Source organism: Actinosynnema sp. NPDC023794 (genome assembly GCF_040639675.1).
Lineage (GTDB): Bacteria > Actinomycetota > Actinomycetes > Mycobacteriales > Pseudonocardiaceae > Actinosynnema > Actinosynnema luteola.
The window spans coordinates 300,637-319,811 of record NZ_JBFAFR010000008.1; the positions used below are offsets into that span (position 1 = coordinate 300,637).

General features: G+C 73.1%; 16 protein-coding genes. 7 read left to right on the forward strand and 9 right to left on the reverse strand.

Going from position 1 to position 19,175, the window contains the following annotated elements; genetic code table 11:
- Nucleotides 1-179 precede the first annotated feature (179 nt).
- The 4 genes from AB0H12_RS20305 to eno form a co-directional block, all read right to left on the reverse strand.
- A complete protein-coding gene (locus AB0H12_RS20305) occupies nucleotides 180-1,502 on the reverse strand; it encodes a lytic transglycosylase domain-containing protein (RefSeq protein ID WP_499624403.1) in 1,323 nt (440 codons plus the stop codon).
- Between the two features lie 166 nt (nucleotides 1,503-1,668).
- On the reverse strand, nucleotides 1,669-2,160 hold the full coding sequence (locus tag AB0H12_RS20310; protein WP_499624426.1) for a DUF501 domain-containing protein: 492 nt from the start codon (nucleotides 2,158-2,160) through the stop codon (nucleotides 1,669-1,671).
- The gene (locus AB0H12_RS20315; RefSeq protein ID WP_499624404.1) at nucleotides 2,157-2,750 is read right to left on the reverse strand and encodes an FtsB family cell division protein; all 594 of its coding nucleotides are present in this window, start codon (nucleotides 2,748-2,750) and stop codon (nucleotides 2,157-2,159) included. The genes AB0H12_RS20310 and AB0H12_RS20315 overlap by 4 nt, the downstream gene beginning before the upstream one ends.
- Nucleotides 2,750-4,036, reverse strand: a complete 1,287-nt coding sequence (gene eno, locus AB0H12_RS20320; protein WP_123744164.1) for a phosphopyruvate hydratase — start codon at nucleotides 4,034-4,036, stop codon at nucleotides 2,750-2,752. Before eno ends, AB0H12_RS20315 begins: the two co-directional genes overlap by 1 nt.
- Nucleotides 4,037-4,241: 205 nt before the next feature.
- Here eno and AB0H12_RS20325 point away from each other — a divergent pair, with 205 nt between their 5' ends.
- The 3 genes from AB0H12_RS20325 to AB0H12_RS20335 all read left to right on the forward strand — a co-directional run bounded on the left by AB0H12_RS20325 (nucleotide 4,242) and on the right by AB0H12_RS20335 (nucleotide 5,733).
- Nucleotides 4,242-4,955 (forward strand): alpha/beta fold hydrolase, encoded by a 714-nt coding sequence (locus tag AB0H12_RS20325; protein WP_499624405.1) that lies wholly within the window; start codon nucleotides 4,242-4,244, stop codon nucleotides 4,953-4,955.
- Nucleotides 4,956-5,023: 68 nt separating this feature from the next.
- Nucleotides 5,024-5,401: a tetratricopeptide repeat protein gene (locus tag AB0H12_RS20330; protein ID WP_499624406.1), complete on the forward strand. Its 378-nt coding sequence runs from the start codon at nucleotides 5,024-5,026 to the stop codon at nucleotides 5,399-5,401.
- A complete protein-coding gene (locus AB0H12_RS20335; protein ID WP_499624407.1) occupies nucleotides 5,398-5,733 on the forward strand; it encodes a DUF6968 family protein in 336 nt (111 codons plus the stop codon). The genes AB0H12_RS20330 and AB0H12_RS20335 overlap by 4 nt, the downstream gene beginning before the upstream one ends.
- A gap of 30 nt (nucleotides 5,734-5,763) precedes the next feature.
- Here the strand turns inward: AB0H12_RS20335 and AB0H12_RS20340 are convergent, their stop codons facing one another.
- Both AB0H12_RS20340 and AB0H12_RS20345 read right to left on the reverse strand, forming a co-directional pair.
- Nucleotides 5,764-6,615: a lytic transglycosylase domain-containing protein gene (locus tag AB0H12_RS20340; RefSeq protein ID WP_499624408.1), complete on the reverse strand. Its 852-nt coding sequence runs from the start codon at nucleotides 6,613-6,615 to the stop codon at nucleotides 5,764-5,766.
- An 818-nt stretch (nucleotides 6,616-7,433) separates the two neighbouring features.
- Nucleotides 7,434-10,604, reverse strand: coding sequence for a S41 family peptidase (locus tag AB0H12_RS20345; RefSeq protein WP_499624409.1), 3,171 nt, complete (start codon nucleotides 10,602-10,604; stop codon nucleotides 7,434-7,436).
- A gap of 207 nt (nucleotides 10,605-10,811) precedes the next feature.
- Here AB0H12_RS20345 and AB0H12_RS20350 point away from each other — a divergent pair, with 207 nt between their 5' ends.
- Both AB0H12_RS20350 and AB0H12_RS20355 read left to right on the forward strand, forming a co-directional pair.
- A complete protein-coding gene (locus tag AB0H12_RS20350) occupies nucleotides 10,812-11,612 on the forward strand; it encodes a baeRF11 domain-containing protein (protein ID WP_499624410.1) in 801 nt (266 codons plus the stop codon).
- Nucleotides 11,579-11,713: a hypothetical protein gene (locus AB0H12_RS20355; protein ID WP_499624411.1), complete on the forward strand. Its 135-nt coding sequence runs from the start codon at nucleotides 11,579-11,581 to the stop codon at nucleotides 11,711-11,713. The genes AB0H12_RS20350 and AB0H12_RS20355 overlap by 34 nt, the downstream gene beginning before the upstream one ends.
- 33 nt (nucleotides 11,714-11,746) lie before the next feature.
- On the opposite strand, the gene AB0H12_RS20360 is transcribed toward AB0H12_RS20355, so the two are convergent.
- The 3 genes from AB0H12_RS20360 to mfd are packed head-to-tail and all read right to left on the reverse strand — an operon-like array spanning nucleotide 11,747 to nucleotide 17,170.
- A complete protein-coding gene (locus AB0H12_RS20360) occupies nucleotides 11,747-12,661 on the reverse strand; it encodes a nucleoside triphosphate pyrophosphohydrolase (protein WP_499624412.1) in 915 nt (304 codons plus the stop codon).
- Nucleotides 12,658-13,593 (reverse strand): SurA N-terminal domain-containing protein, encoded by a 936-nt coding sequence (locus tag AB0H12_RS20365; RefSeq protein WP_499624413.1) that lies wholly within the window; start codon nucleotides 13,591-13,593, stop codon nucleotides 12,658-12,660. Before AB0H12_RS20365 ends, AB0H12_RS20360 begins: the two co-directional genes overlap by 4 nt.
- A 13-nt stretch (nucleotides 13,594-13,606) precedes the next feature.
- A complete protein-coding gene (mfd, locus tag AB0H12_RS20370) occupies nucleotides 13,607-17,170 on the reverse strand; it encodes a transcription-repair coupling factor (RefSeq protein ID WP_499624414.1) in 3,564 nt (1,187 codons plus the stop codon).
- 153 nt (nucleotides 17,171-17,323) lie between these two features.
- On the opposite strand from mfd, the gene AB0H12_RS20375 reads away from it, so the two are divergent.
- Together AB0H12_RS20375 and AB0H12_RS20380 are read left to right on the forward strand one after the other, a co-directional pair.
- On the forward strand, nucleotides 17,324-17,854 hold the full coding sequence (locus AB0H12_RS20375) for a DUF4291 domain-containing protein (RefSeq protein ID WP_499624415.1): 531 nt from the start codon (nucleotides 17,324-17,326) through the stop codon (nucleotides 17,852-17,854).
- A gap of 61 nt (nucleotides 17,855-17,915) precedes the next feature.
- Nucleotides 17,916-19,034: a PQQ-dependent sugar dehydrogenase gene (locus tag AB0H12_RS20380; protein ID WP_499624416.1), complete on the forward strand. Its 1,119-nt coding sequence runs from the start codon at nucleotides 17,916-17,918 to the stop codon at nucleotides 19,032-19,034.
- Nucleotides 19,035-19,175 lie beyond the last annotated feature (141 nt).

Consider the following 19,175-nt stretch of genomic DNA (forward strand, 5'->3'; position numbering starts at 1 on the left):
CTGATCACCGAGACACGGCGGGTGACCGGACCGGCGGATGCGATCTGCCGGTGCCGGTAGTGTTCGACCGGCTCCACGACGTTGTCAACGATTCTCGAAACGTTGCGAAGACGCCCGCCTTAATCCGTTAAGCGAAGTGCGGGTTCGCCGTCGGCGCCCGGTCAGGTCGGACGTGGCTCTCAGGTGGCCCGCATGGACGACGACGTCGGGTAGGTCGGACCTGAACCGCTTGAGGACGTGCCGCTCGACGTGCCGCCAGACGTCCCACCGGAAGTGCTGCCGGGCGCCGTGCCGGCCGAGGTCGTCTCGGCGGGCGTGGTCGCGGGCGCCTCGGTCGTGGTGATGGTCGTCGTCGTGGTGGTGGTCGGCGTGGGGCAGCCGGGCGGGATCGACGGCGTCGTGGTCGGCGTAGTCGTCGGCGTGCTGGTCGTCGTCTCCGTCGGCGGCGTGGGGCACGTCGGCGTCGTCGTCGTAGGACTCGTCGGCACGGTCGGGGTGAACGTGATCGTCACGCCGGGCCGGGTCGTCGTCGTGGTCGACGTCGTCGTCGGGTTCGACGTGCCGGAGGACGGCGGCGTCGTGGTGCCGGGCGGCGAGGCGTTGTTGTTGTCCGACGGGGTGGTGCCGTTGCCCGGTTCGGGCCCGAAGTCGTCGTCCGAGCCGATGATGTCCGGCAGCACCGGCACGCCGCTGGCGTACACGTCCGCCCAGTACAGCACCGTGGCGACGTACTCGTTGGACTGGTTGTAGCGGAACACCGAACGCGCGCGCTGCACCGGATCGCTCACGTCCGCGTTGTTCGCGCACAGGTAGTTGCCCGCGCCGATGGTGGCGTCGTAGATGTTGTTCGGGTTCCGGTCGCCGTCCTCGTTGCCGTCGGCCGCGTAACCGGCCCACGTGGACGGGATGAACTGCATCGGGCCGACGGCCCGGTCCCAGGTGCGGTCGCCGTCGAACCGGCCGCCGTCGGTGTCGCGGATCGCGGCCACGCCGGGCGAGCCGTCGAGCACGGGACCCACGATCGGTTCGACCGTGGTGCCGCTCTCGGTGACCCGGCCGCCGCGGGCGTGCCCGGACTCGATGCGGCCGATGCTCGCCAGCAGCGGCCAGTCCAGCTTGCAGCCGGGCGTGGTCCGCCCCAGCCGGTCGGCCGCGCGCATGTACGCGTCGAGCATGACGCCGGGGATGCCGTGCTGGCCCTCGCGCAGGAAGCCGCCCTCCAACGGGGGCAGGTCGTCCTCGAACTCGGACGGGTCGTCGGCGTCGGCCAGCAGCGCCGCGCTCAGCTCGTCGGTCTCGGGCAGCCGTCCGGTGGCGCCGAGCTTGCCCTCGGCGTCCAGCGCGAGCGTGCCCAGCACGTCGCCCGGACCGGGCGGCACGGCTTCGACGTCGGCGCGGTCGGTGAGGGAGAACCAGTCCATCGGCGCGGCCGTGTGCAGCAGCGCCGGCACGAGCATCGCGGCGGTCGCGGTGGCGGCGAAGCCCCATTGCCGAGGCGTCATCGTGCCCGGATGGACCTTGGTCCGCTTCCGCCCCCGACGCTTCGACTTCGGCACAGCCACGAACTCCCCATCGACTCGTCACCCGGCCTGCTGACCAGCCTGCCTGATCCGAACGGCGGTGTCACGGGCACGGTCGACCTTTGTGCCCGAAGAACTGCCCGGACGGTCAGTTTTTCACCTTTGACGCGCATTCCCCGCTCGGCCACCACTGCGCGAGCAGGTCGAGCGCCTCGTCGCCGAACGGGTTCACGCCCCGGCCGACGGCCAGCGAGTGCGCCACGTGCACGTGCAGGCACTTGACCCGGGTCGGCATGCCACCGGCGGTGACGGTCGTGCCGAGCGGTTCGATCGCGTCCCGCTCAGCCAAGTACCTCTCGTGCGCCCGGAGGTAGCGTTCGGCCAACTGTTCATCCGCGGCCAACCGGTCGGTCATCTCCTTCATCAGCCCGGCGCCCTCGAGCCTGCTGACGTAGGAGTTCAACCGGGAGCAGGTCAGGTAGTACAGGGTCGGGAACGGCGTGCCGTCCTCCAGCCGGGGACTGGTCTGCACGACCGCCGGGTGCCCGCTGGGGCAGCGCGCGGCCACCTCGCGCATCCCCCGCGGCGCGCGGCCCAACTGCGCCTCGACCGCCGCCCGGTCCTCGTCGCTCACCGTCATCGTGCCGCCGCCGAATCCCACAACTGCTCGTACCACGCCTTGTCCTCGGCCGGTTTGGTCTCCGGTCGCTGTTGGTCCAGTTCACGCTCCGCGTCACCGGGGAGCTGCACGATGTACGGCGTCTCGCCGGGCCGCACGTAGTGCAGCCTGCGCCGGGCCTCGGCCTCCACGTGCGCCGGGTCGGCCAGTTCCCGCTTGCGCTGCTCCAACTGCCCGACCTCGGCGCGCAGCGTCTCCTGCGACGCGGTGACCTCGCGCAGCTCCTCGCGCTGCGCCAGGTACGTCCGCAGCGGCACGGCGATGCTCAACGCCAACGCGCACACCACCATCGCCAGCAACGCGGCCCGCCGCGTGCCGGTCATGCCGAACGCGCCGCCCGTGCCCGCGCCCGCCCTCGTCCGCGCCCTCGACTGCGGCTTGCGCGCCGCCGGCCGGGTGGTGCGCGGCGTCCCGTCGGCCCGGCCCGTGCGCGGTTCGGGCTTGCGGGCCTCACCCTTGCGGGCCTGGCCGTCACGGGCCTGCGCCCGCGCAGGGCGGGACCTCGGCGTGGCCTCGCGACCACGCCGGGGTTCCCGTTCCCGTCGTGCCATCAGCTCTCCGGCGTGTACCGCGGGAAGGCCAGGTCGCCGGCGTAGCGCGCGGCGTCGCCCAGGGCCTCCTCGATGCGCAGGAGCTGGTTGTACTTCGCGGTGCGCTCGCCGCGGGCGGGCGCACCGGTCTTGATCTGGCCGGCGCCGACGGCCACGGCCAGGTCGGCGATCGTGGTGTCCTCGGTCTCGCCGGACCGGTGCGACATCATCGACTTGTAGCCGTAGGACGTGGCCAGCGCGACCGCGTCCAGCGTCTCGGACAGCGTGCCGATCTGGTTGACCTTCACCAGCAGCGCGTTGGCCGCGCGGCGGGAGATGCCCTCCTCGAGCCGCTCCGGGTTGGTCACGAACAGGTCGTCGCCGACGATCTGCACGCGCTCGCCCAGCTCGGCGGTCATCTGCACCCAGCCGTCCCAGTCGTCCTCGGACAGCGGGTCCTCGATCGACACCATCGGGTAGGCGTCGACCAGTTCGGTGTAGTAGCCGGTCATCTGCTCGGCGCTGCGCTTGGTCTTCTCGAACGTGTAGGCGCCGTCGGCGTAGAACTCCGTGGCGGCCACGTCCAGGGCCAGCGCGATGTCGCGGCCGGGCGTGAAGCCCGCCTTCTCGATCGCGACCAGGATCAGGTCCAGCGCGTCGCGGTTGCTCGACAGGGACGGCGCGAAGCCGCCCTCGTCGCCCAGGCCCGTGCCCAGGCCCTTGGACTTCAGCACCGACTTCAGCGCGTGGTAGGTCTCGGCGCCCCAGCGCAGCGCCTCGCGGAAGGTCTCCGCGCCGATCGGCGCGATCATGAACTCCTGGATGTCCACGTCGGTGTCGGCGTGCGCGCCACCGTTGAGGATGTTCAGCATCGGCACCGGCAGCACGTGCGCGTTCGGGCCGCCGATGTACCGGAACAGCTCCAGGCCGCTGGAGGCCGCCGCCGCCTTCGCCACCGCGAGCGAGACGCCGAGGATGGCGTTCGCGCCCAGGCGGGACTTGTCCGGCGTGCCGTCCAGGTCGACCAGCTTCTGGTCGACCACCCGCTGCTCGACGGCCTCGATGCCGACCAGTTCGGGACCGATCTCGTCGAGCACCGCCGTGACCGCGCGCTCGACGCCCTTGCCCAGGTAGCGCTTGGCGTCGCCGTCCCTCAGCTCGACCGCCTCGTGCTCGCCGGTCGACGCGCCGGACGGAACCGCGGCGCGCTCCAGCGTGCCGTCGTCCAACGCCACCTCTACCTCGACGGTCGGGTTTCCTCGCGAGTCCAGGATCTCGCGGGCGCCGACCTGCTCGATGACCGCCACGTGCGCTCCCTCGTCAGACCATCTGTGTATCGGTGCCGAGCCTAGTTGGTGCAAGGTGTGGGACGGCCCCGGCTCGCCTGTTCGAGCGGCGTTCGCCTGCCGTTCGCCCGGGCGACGGCCGGCCAGGCGACGTTCGCGATGCGCGCGGTGACCGGACAATGGTCCGGATCCGGATCGGACTCGTCGACGTTAGGACGGTGCACGCGTGGTTCACGTGGCGCGGGGTGGGGACGGACCGCTGCTGGTGCTGCTGCACGGGCTCGGCGCGACCGGGTCGGTGTGGCGTGGGGCCGCGGCGGCCTGGCCGGGGGCGTGGTTGGCGGTCGACCTGCCCGGTCACGGTCGGTCGGAGCCCGCGGCGCGGTACTCGTTCGGGTCGTTGGCGGCGTCGGTGGCCGCCGCGGTCGGTTCGGGGCCGGTGGCGGTGCTCGGGCACTCGTTGGGCGGCGTGGTCGCGTTGACGCTGGCCAGCGGGTGGTTCGGGGTGGACGTGCGGGCGGTCGGCGCGCTCGGGGTCAAGCTGCGGTGGACGGCGGAGGAGCTGGCGCGGGCCGCCTCGCTGGCCGCGAAGCCCGCGCGGGTGTTCCCGACGCGCGAGGAGGCGTCGGCGTGGGCGTCGAAGCTGGCCGGCGTGCCGTTGGAGGACGGCGTGGTCGAGGTGGACGGGGGCTGGCGGGCGGCGCTGGACCCGGCCGCGTTCGGGGTCGGCGCGCCCGACGTGGCGGGGCTGCTGGCGGTGGCGAAGGCACCCGTGGTGCTGGCGGCGGGCGAGGACGACGGGATGTGCCCGCCGGATCACCTGCTCGCGGAGCAGGCGGGTGGGGTGGTGCTGCCCGGGGTGGGTCACAACGCCCACGTGGAGCGACCGCTGTCGATCATGCCGGTGCTCGACCGGCTGCACGGCGCTCTCGTGGCGTGACACACCGATCCCGTCATCCGGTCGGCTGTCGTGTGCCGGCCGGATGGCCGGGTAGCGTTGATCGAACCATGACGGACAGCACCTTCGAGGCGTTCCGCCGAGCCGAGGCGCTGCTCGCGGACCGCCGACCGCTGGAGGCGCTGCGCGAGCTGCGAGTCGTGCTCGAAGCAGCGCCGGACCAGGTGGGCGTGCAGCTGCTCGCGGGTCGGGCCTACCTGGGTTCGGCCCAGCTCAAGCGCGCCGAGGCGGCGTTCCGGAAGGTGCTCGACCTGGACCCCAGTGACCACTACGCGAGGTTCGCGCTCGGTCGGACGTTGCAGCGGCAGAGCCGGTTGCCCGAGGCGCTGGCGCAGCTGCGGATGGCGGCGGCGATGAACCCGTCACCGGAGTACCAGGAGGCGTTGGGCGAGGTCAGCGCCCGTCTCGCGGTGGAGCGGGACCGATGACGGCGTACGAGCTCGGGCCGGTGGTGGCCGAACGTCGGCTGGAGTGCGTGGCCCGCGACGGCGCCCGCACGGTGGTCGTGATCAAAATCGGGACGCCCCACCCGGACCCGCTCAGCGCGAACGGCGACTGGTGCTGCCCCCACCAGGTCCTCGGGCTCGGCGACGAGGCCGTCGGCGCGGCGTTCGGCGTCGACTCCCTGCAAGCCCTGCTGCTCAGCGTGTACCGCGTGCGGCTGGACCTGGCCGCGCGCGCGGCCGGGGCGTCGGTCGAGCTCGACTGGCTCGGCCTGCCGGAGCTGGGCCTGACCGTCGACCCGCCCGTGCGCGCCTGACGGGTCGATCCGACCGGTCGACCTGACGGGTCAGCCGCCGATGCTGGCGCGGGCGTAGGCGTCGGCTCCGCTGTAGACGTTCTGGCCGTACTCGGTCGAGTTGTTGTAGGCCAGCACGGCCGTCCACCACCCCTCGCCCGTGCCCAGGTCACGTCCACCCGAGCACAGGTAGCGGGCGGCGGCGAGGGCGGCGTCGTCGATGTTCTGCGGGTCGGGGGTCCGGCCGTCGCCGTTCGCGCGCACCGCGTAGCGGGCCCACGTGGTCGGGATGAACTGCATCGGGCCGACCGCGCGGTCCCAGCGGGTGTCGCCGTCGAGCGCGCCGCCGTCGCTGTCCGCGATCGCCTTCACGCCCGGTGAGCCGTCCAGCGGGATGCCGATGATCGGGCGTGAGGGCCGGCCGTCCTCGCCGAGGCGGAGGCCGCCGATCGTGCCGTGGTGCGACTCGATGCGGCCGATGCCGGCCAGCGTCGCCCACGACACCCGGCACGCCGGGTTCTGCGACCGCATCACCAGGTCGGCGACGGCGTACGCGCGCAGGGCGCGGACCGGGATGTCGGTCTTCTCCGACAACGCCGTCGCCCACGCGGTCAGCGGTTCGGCGTCGCCCGCGGCGGCCGGTGACGCCTGCGGTTCGCCCGCCGGCACGTCACCCGCCGAGCCCGGCGCGGCGGCGCCCGGTTGGACTTCGAGGAACGGCACCGGGAAGGGCGGGTCGGCGGCGGTCCGGGGCGCGGACCGGTTGAACGTGCTCAGGGCCCAGGCTCCCCCGGCCACGAACGCCAGCAGCAACAACACCAGCGCCAGGCGTCCGGCGAGGTTGCCGGCACGGCCGCGCGACGGCGGGCGCGACTCGGTCTTGGACGGCGGCGGAACGACCACCGCCCCAGGCTACGTGCTGAACTCGAGTACCCGGGCGGTCTCGCCGCCGGCACAGCCCGAAACCGCCGGTCAGACGCCCGAACACCGCTGGGATTCCAAGCGACGGGGCCGGTTCGGCGTGTGCTGAGCGTTGAATTCGGGGGTCCTGGACGTAGGACTCACGCGTTCTGAACGTGGGACTCACGCCGGGTGGTGGTCGGCGGCGGTGGTGGTGCGGTGGTGGTGGTCGGGTCTGGCGGGAGTGGGGTCGGGGTCGGGGTTGAGGGGTCGGGTGAGGGCGAGGTGGTGGGGGCGGGTGAGGGCGAGGTGGGAGTCGGAGTGGTGGGAGTGGGTGACGGGGACGGGTGTGGGAGGAGTTCGGCGCCGGTTCGGGCGCGGGCGGTGACGGCGCGCGTCGTGGTGGGCGGTGGGAGCTGCGGTTGGTGCAGGGCGCGGCGGTCCGCGGACGGGGAGGGGTCCGGTGACGGGGCCGGCGTCGGCGGAGGCGGCGGGGTGGTGGTGGTCTCGGTCCAGTCCGGCAGCAGGACGGGTGGGGCCTGGGTGCGGACGCTGACCCAGGTCTGGCGGCCGGACGGGGGCGCCTGGCCCGACGGTGGCGGCGCCGGCTGACCGAACGTCAGCACCAGCGCCGCCACCCCGCCGACCGCCGCCAGCGGCAGCACCACGACCGCCGTCAGGCACCCGCGCCCACTGCGCGGCGACTCACGATGACTCACCCGTTACCCCGCCCCCCGGTCCCGATCTTGCGTGGTACCCATTGGTCGGTTTCGGGCCACCGGCCGCAACCACCACGCCGTCACACGCCCGGGTGAACTCGATCAGGTGAGGGGCGGGAGCTCCGGCGGAGCGGCCGCCGGCCGCTCCTCCAACGCCTCCAGGGCCAGCCGCACCGCCGCGTCCAACTGCGGGTCGCGCCCGGCCACCCGGTCCTGCGGCGTGACCACCACCTCGACGTCCGGGTCGACGCCGTGGTTCTCCACGCCCCACCCCGGCCCGGCGAACCACGTCGCGTACCGGGGCTGCGTCACCAACGTCCCGTCGACCAGGTGGTACTGCATGTCGATGCCGATCACCCCACCCCACGTGCGGGTGCCGACGACCGGCCCGATGCCCATCTCCTTGATCGCCACGTTCACGATGTCGCCGTCGGACCCGGCGAACTCGTCCGCGATCGCGACCACCGGTCCGCGCGGCGCGTCGCCGGGGTAGCTGTCGGCCGTGGTGTACCCGCGCGCCACCGACCAGCCGATGATCCGCCTGCCCAGCTTCTCCACCACCAGCTCGGACGTGTGCCCGCCGCCGTTCTCCCGCACGTCCAGCACCACGGCCTCACGCGCCAGCTCCACCCGGAGGTCGCGGTGCAGCTGCGCCCAGCCCGCGCCCATCATGTCCGGCACGTGCAGGTACCCGACCCGCCCGTCGGTCAGCGAGTGCACGCGCGCCCGCCGGTCCGCCACCCACGCGTGGTAGCGCAACGGCTCGTCGTCCTCCAGCGGCACGACCACGACCCGGCGCGGCTCGCCACCGCCGCCGGGCCGCACGGTCAGCTCCACCGGCTTGCCCGCCGTGCCGACGAGCAGCGGCGCCGGCCCGGTCAACGGGTCCACCTGCCGCCCGTCGACCGCCACGATCGCGTCACCGGCCCGCACCGCGACACCGGGAGCCGCCAACGGCGACCTCGCCGCCGGATCCGACGTCTCGCCCGGGATCACCCGCGCGATCCGCCACGCGCCCGCCTCGTCCCGCTCCAGGTCGGCCCCGAGCAACCCCACGGCACGCCCGCGCGACCCGTGCGCCGGGATGACGTAGGCGTGCGACGTGCCCAACTCGCCCTGCACCTCCCACAGCAGGTCGACCAGGTCGTTGTAGCTGCCGAGCCGGTCCACCAGCGGCCGGTAGCGCTCCAGCACGCCCGCCCAGTCGACGCCACCCATGTCGGTGCGCCAGAAGTGGTCGCGCATCAGCCGCCCGGCCTCGGCGTACGCCTGCCGCCACTCGGCCGCCCGGTCCACCACCACCCGAACCCGGGACAGGTCGACGTCCACCGAGTCGTGGTCGTCGGAGTCGACCTTCCGGTCCGCCGGCACCACCCGCAGGTCACTGCCGTCCTGCACGACCACCCGCTGCCCGTCGCCGGTCACGTCGAACGCGTCGACGCCGTCCACCAGCGTCTCCGTGCGCGACTTGACCAGGTCGAACCGCTCCAGGACGGACCTCGGCGGCCGGGCCGTCGGGCTCGCCAGGTTGTCGCCGAGCACACCGCGCAACGGCGACCGCAACCACAGCAGCCCGCCCTTGGCGGCGGTCAGGCCGGCGTAGCGGGCGGCGGCGACCGGCACCGTCACCACCCGGTCGGCCAGCCCGTCCAGGTCGACGACCGTGATCGGGTTCTCGTCGTCCTTCTCCTTGTCCTTCTCCGACGAGTCGTCGCCCACGGGCCGGCCGAGGCGCAGCGGGTCGAACGGCGACGGCGTGGTCGCGGCCAGCGGCAGCAGGTAGGGACGGCAACCGGTCGGGAACGACAGGTCGAACACGTGCGCGTCGTACACCGGGTCGAAGCTGCGCACCGACAGGAACGCCAGGTAGCGGCCGTCCTCGGTGAACGTCGGCGAGAAGTCGGAGAACCGCAGCGGCGTCACGTCCACCACGGACAGGTCGGTGGTGTTGGTCATCCGGATGTGCTGCAACGGGCGCGGACCGGGGTGCGACCAGGCGAGCCAGTTGGCGTCCGGGGAGAACGCCAGGTCGCTGACGTGGGGGTTCGCGCCCTTCAGCACCTCGCGCACCTCGCCGGACTCGACGTCGACCAGCAGCAGCCGACCGTCGTGCGTGGCCACGGCGAGCCTGCGCCCGTCCGGTGAGACGGCCAGCTCCAGCACCCGCCCGAGCTTGCCGACCGCGACCCGGCGCGGCTCGTTGCCGGGCTCCACGCCGCCGATCGGGGAGAACTCCAGGCCCTCCTCGCCATCCGCGTCGGTCACCCACACCACGTTGTCGCCGACGACGCGCGGCAGCCTGGCGCGGACACCGGGCTGCTCGGCCAACGCGCGCACCGGACCGTCCCGGTGGGTCACCCAGTGCACGGTGCCGCGCACCTCGACCACGCTCCCGCGGCCGGTCTTGTCGGGGTGGAAGTCGTCGGGCCGCGACGGCACCGGCCGCGGCCTGCGCGCCGTGCGGGGTCCGCCGAGCGCGATCTCCAACTTCCGCGGCTCGGCCTCCAGGCCGTCCAGGACCCACACCTCGCCCGCGTGCTGCCAGACGATCCGCTCGCCGTCGCTCGACGCGACCCGAGCGTAGAACTCCTGCTCGGTGTGCCGCCGCAGGTCCGACCCGTCGGGCAGCGCGGAGTACAGGCTGCCGACGCCGTCGTGGTCGGACAGGAACGCGATCCGGTCCCCGATCCACATCGGCGAGGTCAACGACGAGGTCAGCTCGGGCAGGATGCGCGCGAACTCCCCCTCACCGTCCACGTCGACCCACAGCTTGGCCGCCGCGCCGCCCCGGTAGCGCTTCCACCAGGCCGGGTCGCGGCCGTACACGGAGGTCACGACCACCTGCCCGGACGGGCCGAACGCCACGTCGTCCACCCAGCCGTACGGCAGCCGTCGCGGCGGGCCGCCGTCGGTGGGCACGGCGTGCGCCCACTGCCGGTTCGTGGTCGCCTGGCCGGTGGACGTGACGGCGACGACCTCGCCGTCGGACGTCCAGCCGCGCACGCCCGTGGAGTAGTCGCCCCAGTAGGTGAGCCGGGTGGCCTCGCCGCCGTCCACCGGGGCCAGGTGGACCTCGGGCGCGCCGTCGCGGCGGCTGGTCCAGGCCAACCGGGTTCCGGTCGGGTCGAAGCGCGGGAAGGAGACGGGCACCTGGTCGGCGGTCACCCGCCAGGCCCGGCCGCCGTCGAGGGGGGCCAGCCACACGTCGTCCTCGGCCACGAAGGTCACGAGGTTGCCGTGCAGGTGCGGGAAGCGGAGGTAGGCCTCGGTCACCTCTTCGACGTTAGCGCTCCGATCACCCCCGCCCCACGTGCCCCGGCCGGGTGGCCCGCGGCATCGGCGGCGGATGGCGCGGTGATCACCGGTTCGGCCCAACCGGACGGGGGTGCCCCGACCGCGCCGCCACCGGCACGTCGCCACCGCGCGGGGTCCCCGGACCCGTCCCAGCACCCGCTGTGACGGCCGCGAGGAGGCGCCACCATGACGCTGCACACCGACATCCCCACGCGTGACCAGGTCACGCGCCTGTTGACGACCCGGACAGCGGCCGGCGTGTCGCTGTACCTGCCGACGCGACCGGAGTCGCCCGGCGACGAGGAGCGGATCGAGCTGCGCAACCTCGGCGACGCGGCGGCGGACCAGCTCCGCTCGGGCGGTGTCGGCCGGGACGCGGTGGAGGCGATCGAGGACCAGGTCGCCGACCTCGTCGAGGACGACGAGTTCTGGCGCTTCCAGGCGCGCGGCCTCGCGGTGTTCGCCACGCCCGAGTCGCTGACCACGTTCCGGCTGCCCAACCACCTCACCACGGCCGTCGAGGTGTCGGACCGGTTCCACGTCAAGCCGCTGCTGCGGTCCATCACGTTCCCGCAGGCGGCTTTCCTGCTGGTGCTGGCGCAGGGCTCCGTGCGGCTGCTGAAGGTCCTGCACGACCTGCCCGCGGACGAGGTGAAGGTGCCGGACATGCCGAGCGACGTCGCGAGCGCGGTCGGCAAGTCGTCCATCGCGGACCGCGCGCCCGTCCGCAGGCTCCAGGGCAGCGAGGGGCAGAAGGTGCGGATGCGGCAGTTCGCCCGGAAGGTCGACCAGGCGCTGCGGCCGGTCCTCGCGGGTGGCGACGTGCCGCTGGTGCTGGCCGCCGTGGAGCCGTTGAACAGCATCTTCCGGTCGGTGTGCAGCTACCCGCACCTCGCGCCGACGAGCGTCGTGCCGGCTCCGGCGAGCGCTCCGCGGCGGCCGACGGCGCCCTGGTGGCCGCCGCCCGCGAAGTGCTCGACGAGGTGAACGCGGACCGGCTGCGCGAGTGGCACGAGGTGTTCGAGCAGCGCACGTCGCAGAGCCGCACGGCCACCGACGTGGCCGCCGTGCTGCGGTTCACGCCGTAGCGCAGGCCGTCGCACCACAGCGGTCGCAGCGCGTCACGAGGGCCAGTGGGCACGCCAGTCGGCGGCGGTCAGGGTGGTGAGCCCCGCCGCGCGGGCCGACCGCTCCGCCGCGCGCACGTTCGCCTCGAACCGCCGCGCCACCGCGCGCAGCTCCGTCTCCGGGTCCTCACCGGCCAGCTTCGCCAGCGCCGCCACCGCGAACAGCGTCGTGCCGGTGTCGTCGCCCTCCGGGAGCAGGTCCACCGGGAACCCGGCCCGCGCCACCCGCTGCGCCAGCTTCCCCGCCAGCGCCACCGCGGGCTGCCCGCTCGCCACGCCGTCCACACTGGACTCGCGCTGCTTCTCGACCTGCTTGAGCTCTTCCCACCGGTGCTGCTGGGACGTCGCGTCGTGCACGGCCGGGTCGTCGCCTGCGAACACGTGCGGGTGCCGTCCGACCAGCTTGGCCACCAGGTCGCCCGCCACCTCGTCGATGCCGAACGGCTCCTCGGCGTCCTCCGCCGCGATCCGCGCGTGGAACAGCACCTGGAGCAGCACGTCGCCCAGCTCCTCGCGCAGCGCCGCCCGGTCGCCGTCCTCGATGGCCTCCAGCAGCTCGTAGGTCTCCTCGACCAGGTACTGGCGCAGGGACTTGTGGTCCTGCTCGGCGTCCCACGGGCAACCGCCGGGCGAACGCAGGCGGTCCATCACGGCCGCCGCGTCCAGCAGCGGCACGGCCGGCGTGCGGATCACGTCGGACCCCGCCGAGATCAGCTCCCGCGCGGCGGGCTCGTCCGGGTTCGTGGTGATCAGCACCAGCGACGGGCCCGCGACCAGCTCCGACACCGGCTCGGCCGACCACAGCGCCGCGTCCACGCCCTCCCCCGCGTACACCGCCGCCGCGCCCCGCAGAGCGGGTAGCGCGGCGGCGGGCAGAACCGGGGTGGCGCCTACGACGACAACGGTCACGACGACTTCTGCCGCACCGGCGCCTGGTAGCCGCTCAGCTCGCCCTCGCTCGCCGCCAGCGAGATGGCGGTGCCGTCCCACAGGCCGTAACGGGGGTTGACCTGGATCTCGGGGTCGCCGGCCAGCGTCTGCACGAGCCGCAGGCCGATCTGCTCCAGCACCTGCGGCGTCAGCTGCTCGGTGGACGACTCGCCGGACGCCCGCACGTCGGTCTTGCGGTCGGTCACGTAGGCCACGATCCACTGCGCGCTGCTCGGGTCCGGCGCGAACGCCACCACGGTGCCCGCCGGCACGCCGAACAACGGCGACTGGGCGGCCTGCGGCGACTCGGCCGACCGCACCCGCTGGCCCTCCTTGGACAGGGTCTGGCCCTGGGTGCCCGCCGGAGCGTCGGCCACGAACTCGGCCATCTTCGCCGGGTCGGCCGCGACCTGCTTGGCCTTCGCGATCGCGTCCGCGTTGTCCTTGGTGAAGAAGTAGTCGAACGTGACTTCCATCCGGTCCACGTACTTGCGCGCCAGCTCGACCAGCAGCAGCTGGTCCTTGGCCCGCTCGCGGAACGTCGCGGCGTCGTACACGGTGTTCTGCGAGGCCAGTTCCGCGCCGCCGGCCTGCTCGACCGACTCGGTCACGTCCTCCTCGGACACGGTCACGCCCTCGCGCCGGGCCGCCTGCTCGATCAGCTCGTGCTGCACGCCCAGGGTCACCAGCTGCCGGGCGACCTGGTCGAGTTTGCGCTGGTCGTGCAGCTTCTGGGCCTCGGGCTCCTTCTTGAGCACGACGTCCAGCCGCTGCTGCACCTGCTGCAGCGGCAGCACGGTGTCGCCGACGATCGCGGCCGAGCCGACGTGGCTCGGCCCCGTGCCGCAGCCCGCGACCAGGAGTGCCACCGCCGCGCCGATCAGGGTGAAGCGCCTCTGCACAGTCCTCACGACCAGTACCTTCTCACGTCCTCGTGACGCCGCTCACGGGAGTCCCCGCCAAAGACTCCAGGAAGTGCGCGCACCAATCCAGCAATTCCTGGTCACGCAGCTGGGGTGCGCCCACCCGGCCGCCGGCCGCGCCCTCCGTCGGCCGGGGCACGCTGACGGTGTGCGCGGCCTGCTTGTGGACCGCCTTGGGGAACAGCCGGCGCAGCCGCACGAGCTGGCTGTCCTTCAGCTCCAGCGGCGCGAAGCGGATCGTCTGGCCCTGGGTGGCGACCTCGGTGACGCCGTGCGCGCGGCACGTCTGCCGGAACCGGGCCACCGCGAGCAGCCGTTCGACGGGCAGCGGCGGGGTGCCGTAGCGGTCCTTCAGCTCGTCCCACACCGACTGCAACGCCTCGGCGTCGCTCGCGGCGGCGATCTTGCGGTACGCCTCCAGCCGGAGCCGCTCGCCGGGCACGTAGTCGTGCGGGATGTGCGCGTCGACGGGCAGGTCGACGCGGACCTCGGCCAGCTCCTCCTCGACCTCGCCGTCCGCGCCGGCGTGCTTGCGGAACGCCTCGACGGCCTCGCCGACCAGCCGCACGTACAGGTCGAAGCCGACGCCCGCGATGTGGCCGGACTGCTCGGCGCCGAGGATGTTGCCCGCGCCGCGGATCTCCAGGTCCTTCATGGCCACCGCCATGCCCGCGCCGAGCTCGGTGTTCTGCGCGATCGTGGCGAGGCGGTCGTGCGCGGTCTCGGTCAGCGGCGCCTCGGGCGGGTAGAGGAAGTAGGCGTAGCCGCGTTCCCGGCCGCGGCCGACGCGTCCGCGCAACTGGTGCAGCTGGGCGAGGCCGAGCAGGTCGCCGCGCTCGACGATGAGGGTGTTGGCGTTGGAGATGTCCAAGCCGGTCTCGACGATGGTGGTGCAGACGAGCACGTCGTACTCGTTCTCCCAGAAGCCCTGGATGATCTTCTCCAGCTTGTCCTCGTTCATCTGGCCGTGCGCGGTGATCACGCGGGCCTCGGGGACCAGCTCGCGGATGTGCCGGGCGGCGCGCTCGATCGAGGACACGCGGTTGTGCACGAAGAACACCTGGCCGTCGCGCAGCAGCTCGCGGCGGATGGCGGCGGCGACCTGCTTGTCGTCGTAGGAGCCGACGTAGGTCAGGATCGGGTGCCGCTCCTCGGGCGGGGTGAGGATGGTGGACATCTCGCGGATGCCGGCCAGCGACATCTCGAGGGTGCGCGGGATCGGCGTGGCGGACATGGTGAGCACGTCCACGTGCGTGCGCAGGGCCTTGATGTGCTCCTTGTGCTCGACGCCGAACCGCTGCTCCTCGTCCACGATCACGAGGCCGAGGTCCTTGTAGCGCAGGCTCTTCTGCAGCAACCGGTGCGTGCCGATGACGATGTCGACCTCGCCCTCGGCCAGGCCGGTGATCGTCTGCTCGGCCTCCTGGGCGTCGGTGAACCGGGACAGGCCCTTGATGTTCACCGGGAACGCGCGCATCCGCTCGGTGAACGTGTTCAGGTGCTGCTGGGCGAGCAGGGTGGTCGGCACGAGCACCACGACCTGCTTGCCGTCCTGCACCGCTTTGAACGCCGCCCGCACCGCGATCTCGGTCTTGCCGTAGCCGACGTCGCCGCAGATCACCCGGTCCATCGGCACGGTGCGCTGCATGTCGGCCTTGACCTCGTCGATCGCGGCCATCTGGTCGAGGGTCTCGGTGAACGGGAAGGCGTCCTCCAGCTCGCGCTGCCACGGCGTGTCGGGCGCGAACGCGTGCCCGGGCGCGGCCTGGCGCGCGGCGTAGAGCTGGACCAGCTCGGCGGCGATCTGCTTGACCGCCTTCTTCGCCTTGGCCTTGGTGTTCTTCCAGTCGCTGCCGCCGAGCTTGTTCAGCGTGGGCAGCTCGCCGCCGACGTAGCGGGAGATCTCGTCGAGCTGGTCGGTGGGCACGAACAGCCGGTCGCCGGGCTGGCCGCGCTTGCTGGAGCCGTACTCCAGGACCAGGTACTCGCGGGTCGCGCCGGCCACCGTGCGCTGGACCATCTCGACGTACTTGCCGATGCCGTGCTGCTCGTGCACGACGTAGTCGCCGGGCCGCAGGGCCAGCGGGTCCACCGCGTTGCGGCGGCGGCTGGGCATGCGGCGCATGTCCTTGGTGGACGTGCCGTGCCGGCCGCCGGTGAGGTCGGTCTCGGTGAGCACGACCAGGGCCAGCTCGGGCAGCGAGAAGCCGTCCTCCAGCGCGCCGCGCACGACGGTGACCGCGCCCTTCTTCGGCGCGGTGTCCAGGGTCTCCCGGAGCACCACGTTCACGTCGGCTTCGCGCAGCTGCTCGGTGGCGCGCTGGGCCGTGCCGGCGCCGGGGACGACGAGGACCGCCGTGCCGCCGGAGACGGTGTGGGCGCGCAGGTCGGTGAACGCCCGGTCGATGTCGCCCTGGTAGGCCTCGACCTGCTTGAGCTCCAGCCGGACGACGTCCTCGCCCTCGGTGGTGAGCTGGCTGAGCGTCCACCACGGCCGGCCCTGCTCCCGCGCGGACCGGGCCACGTCGGCGAGGCTGTGGTAGGCGCTGGAGTCCAGGTCGATGGGGCTCTGCCCGCCGCCCGCCGCGGCCATCCAGGACGCTTCCAGGAACTCCTGGCCGGTGCGCACGAGGTCCGCGGCGCGGGCCCGGATCTTCTCCGGGTCGTTGAGCACGACGTGCGTGCCCGCGGGGACGACGTCGGTGAGGAGCTGCAGCTCGCCTTCGCACAGGGCAGGGATGAGGGCTTCCATGCCCTCCGACGGGATGCCCTCGGCGATCTTGGTCAGCAGCTCGTGCAGGTGGGCGTCGGCCGTGTGCTCCTCGGCCAGCGCGGCGGCCTTGGCCTTGACCTGCGCGGTCAGCAGCAGCTCGCGGCACGGCGGCGCGATGAACCCGCCGACCTCCTCCGGCAGCGACCGCTGGTCGGCGACCGCGAAGGGGCGGATCTCGCTGACCTCGTCGCCCCAGAACTCGACCCGCAGCGGGTGCACGGCGGTCGGCGGGAAGATGTCCAGGATGCCGCCGCGGACCGCGAACTCGCCGCGCTTCTCGACCATGTCGACGCGGGTGTAGGCGATCTCGGTCAGGTTGACCAGCAGCGCCTCGAAGTCGTGCTCCGAGCCGACGGCCAGGTGCACCGGTTCGAGGTCGCCGAGGCCGGGGGCCATCGGCTGGATGAGGCTGCGGACCGTGGTGATGACGACCTTGAGCGGGTGCTCGCCGGGGTGGGCCAGGCGGCGCAGCACCTCCAGCCGGGCGCCGACCGTGTCGGCCCGGGGCGAGAGCCGTTCGTGCGGCAGCGTCTCCCAGGACGGGAACAGGGCGACCTGCTCGTGGCCGATGAGGTCGCACAGCACGGCCTTGAGGTCGTCCGCCTCACGGCCGGTCGCGGTGACCGCGAGGACGGGCGCGCGCTGGGACAGGGCCGCCGCGACCAGCGGCCGGGCCGCCGGCGGTCCTTCGAGTTCGAGGTCGGGCACGCCGACCGAGTCGGCGAGGGCGCGCAGCGCCTTGTCGGGCAGGACAGCGGTCAGCAGGCCGGACAGCGGGCCGGGCTGGGGCATTGCGGTGGCTCCCCGGATTTCGAACGCGGACAGACCCCTGCCCGGGACCGAACACGTCCACGTCCACCGGAGGGGTTCTCGACTTCCCAGCCTACGGCCCCCGCCGACCGGGTGCCCCGTGATTTCGGTTGACCGCGGGGTGACGCTGGGTACGTGGAGCACAGGGAGATCAGGGCCGACTACGACGATCGGCACATCACGGTGTACCAGGCGTACTCCCCGGCCATCGCCGTCCCCGCCTTGGCGGCGGGGCGGTTCGTGCCGCCGTTTAAGCCGGGGCGGATGACGTGGATCAAGCCGTCGTTCTTGTGGATGATGTACCGGTCCGGGTGGGGGACGAAGCCGGACCAGGAGTGCGTGCTGGCCGTGCGAATCACCCGATCGGGGTTCGACTGGGCGGTGCGGTCGGCCGTGCCGAGCGACGAGGGGATCGGGCGCAAGCCGGACGTGCGGGTGCAGTGGGACCCGGAGCGCAACCTGCGGCTGGGCGCGCTGCCGCACCGGTCGTTGCAGCTGGGTCTGGCCGGTGAGGCGTCGCGGCGGTACGTGGACGAGTGGGTCGTGGGGCTGACCGACGTGACGCCGTTGGCGCACGAGGCGCACGCGCTGGTGCGTGCCGGTGACCTGGAGGGCGCGCGGGCGTTGCTGCCGGTGGAACGGCCGTACCCGATGCCCGGTGGGTGACCGGTCGCGTCGGCGATCGCGTGAACGGGGAGCACACACGGGGGTTGGCATGCTGGGCGTCATGCGTCGCTTTGTCGGGTTCGCCGCGGTGCTGGCCGCGTGCGCGGCGTGTTCGACGGAGGGCGCCGGCGGCAGCGCCCCCTCGACGACCACGCCGGAGGGGCTGCGGGTCGAGGTGGTCGCGTCCGGGTTGAGCCACCCGTGGGACGTGGGGTTCCTGCCCGACGGGCGGATGCTCGTGCCGCAGCGGCCGGGGCGGATCGCGCTGGTCGCGGACGGTCGGGTGACCGACGTCGAGGCGGATCTCGGTGACGTGGAGGCGCGGGGCGAGGGCGGGCTGATGAGCCTGGTCGTGCACCCCGACTTCGCGACCAGCCGTCGGTTCACCACGTGCTTCAACACGTCTTCGGACGTGCGGCTGGTGACGTGGGAGCTGGACGGCACGAGGGCGACGAGGGTGGAGGACCCGTTGCTCTCGGGGCTGCCGACGGCGTCGAGCGGACGTCACTCGGGGTGCCGGATGGCGCTGGACCGCGACGGCAACCTGCTCGTCGGCACCGGTGACACCGCGCGGGGCGACGTGGCTCAGGACCGGTCCAGCCTCGGCGGCAAGGTGTTGCGGATCGACCTCGCGACCGGCGAGGGCGTGGCGGGCAACCCGTTCGGCGACCGGATCTACACCTACGGGCACCGCAACGTGCAGGGCGTGGCCGTGCGGCAGGACGGGATGGTGTTCACCGCCGAGCACGGGCCGTCGGTGGACGACGAGGTGAACGTGCTCAAGCCCGGTGGGAACTACGGCTGGGACCCGTCGCAGGGCGGCACGGTCGGCGGGTACGACGAGGACGTGCCGATGACGGACCTCTCGCGCTTCCCCGACGCCGTGTCCGCCGTGTGGTCGTCCGGCCGTCCGACGGAGGCGATCTGCGACGCCGCGTTCCTGGTCGGCGACCACTGGGGTTCCCTGAACGGCGTCCTGGCCGTCACCGCCCTCAAGGGCGCCAAGCTCCTGCTCTTCACCGTGACGCAAGAGGGCGGCGTGCACTCGGTCGCCATCCCGTCCGAACTGGACGGCACCCACGGCCGCCTGCGCGGCGCCGAACTGGCCCCCGACGGCTCCCTCTACGTCACCACCTCGAACGGCACCGACGACAAGCTCCTCCGCATCACCAACCCCTGACCCCGCGCGTGTCGAACCTCCAGGTCCCGCGTGTCGAACACTCAGGACCCGCGTGTCGAACATTCAGGACCCCCGAGTTCTACGTTCACGTCGGCCCCGGCCGGGCCCGAGCGTTGAATTCGGGGGTCCTGAACGTTCGAC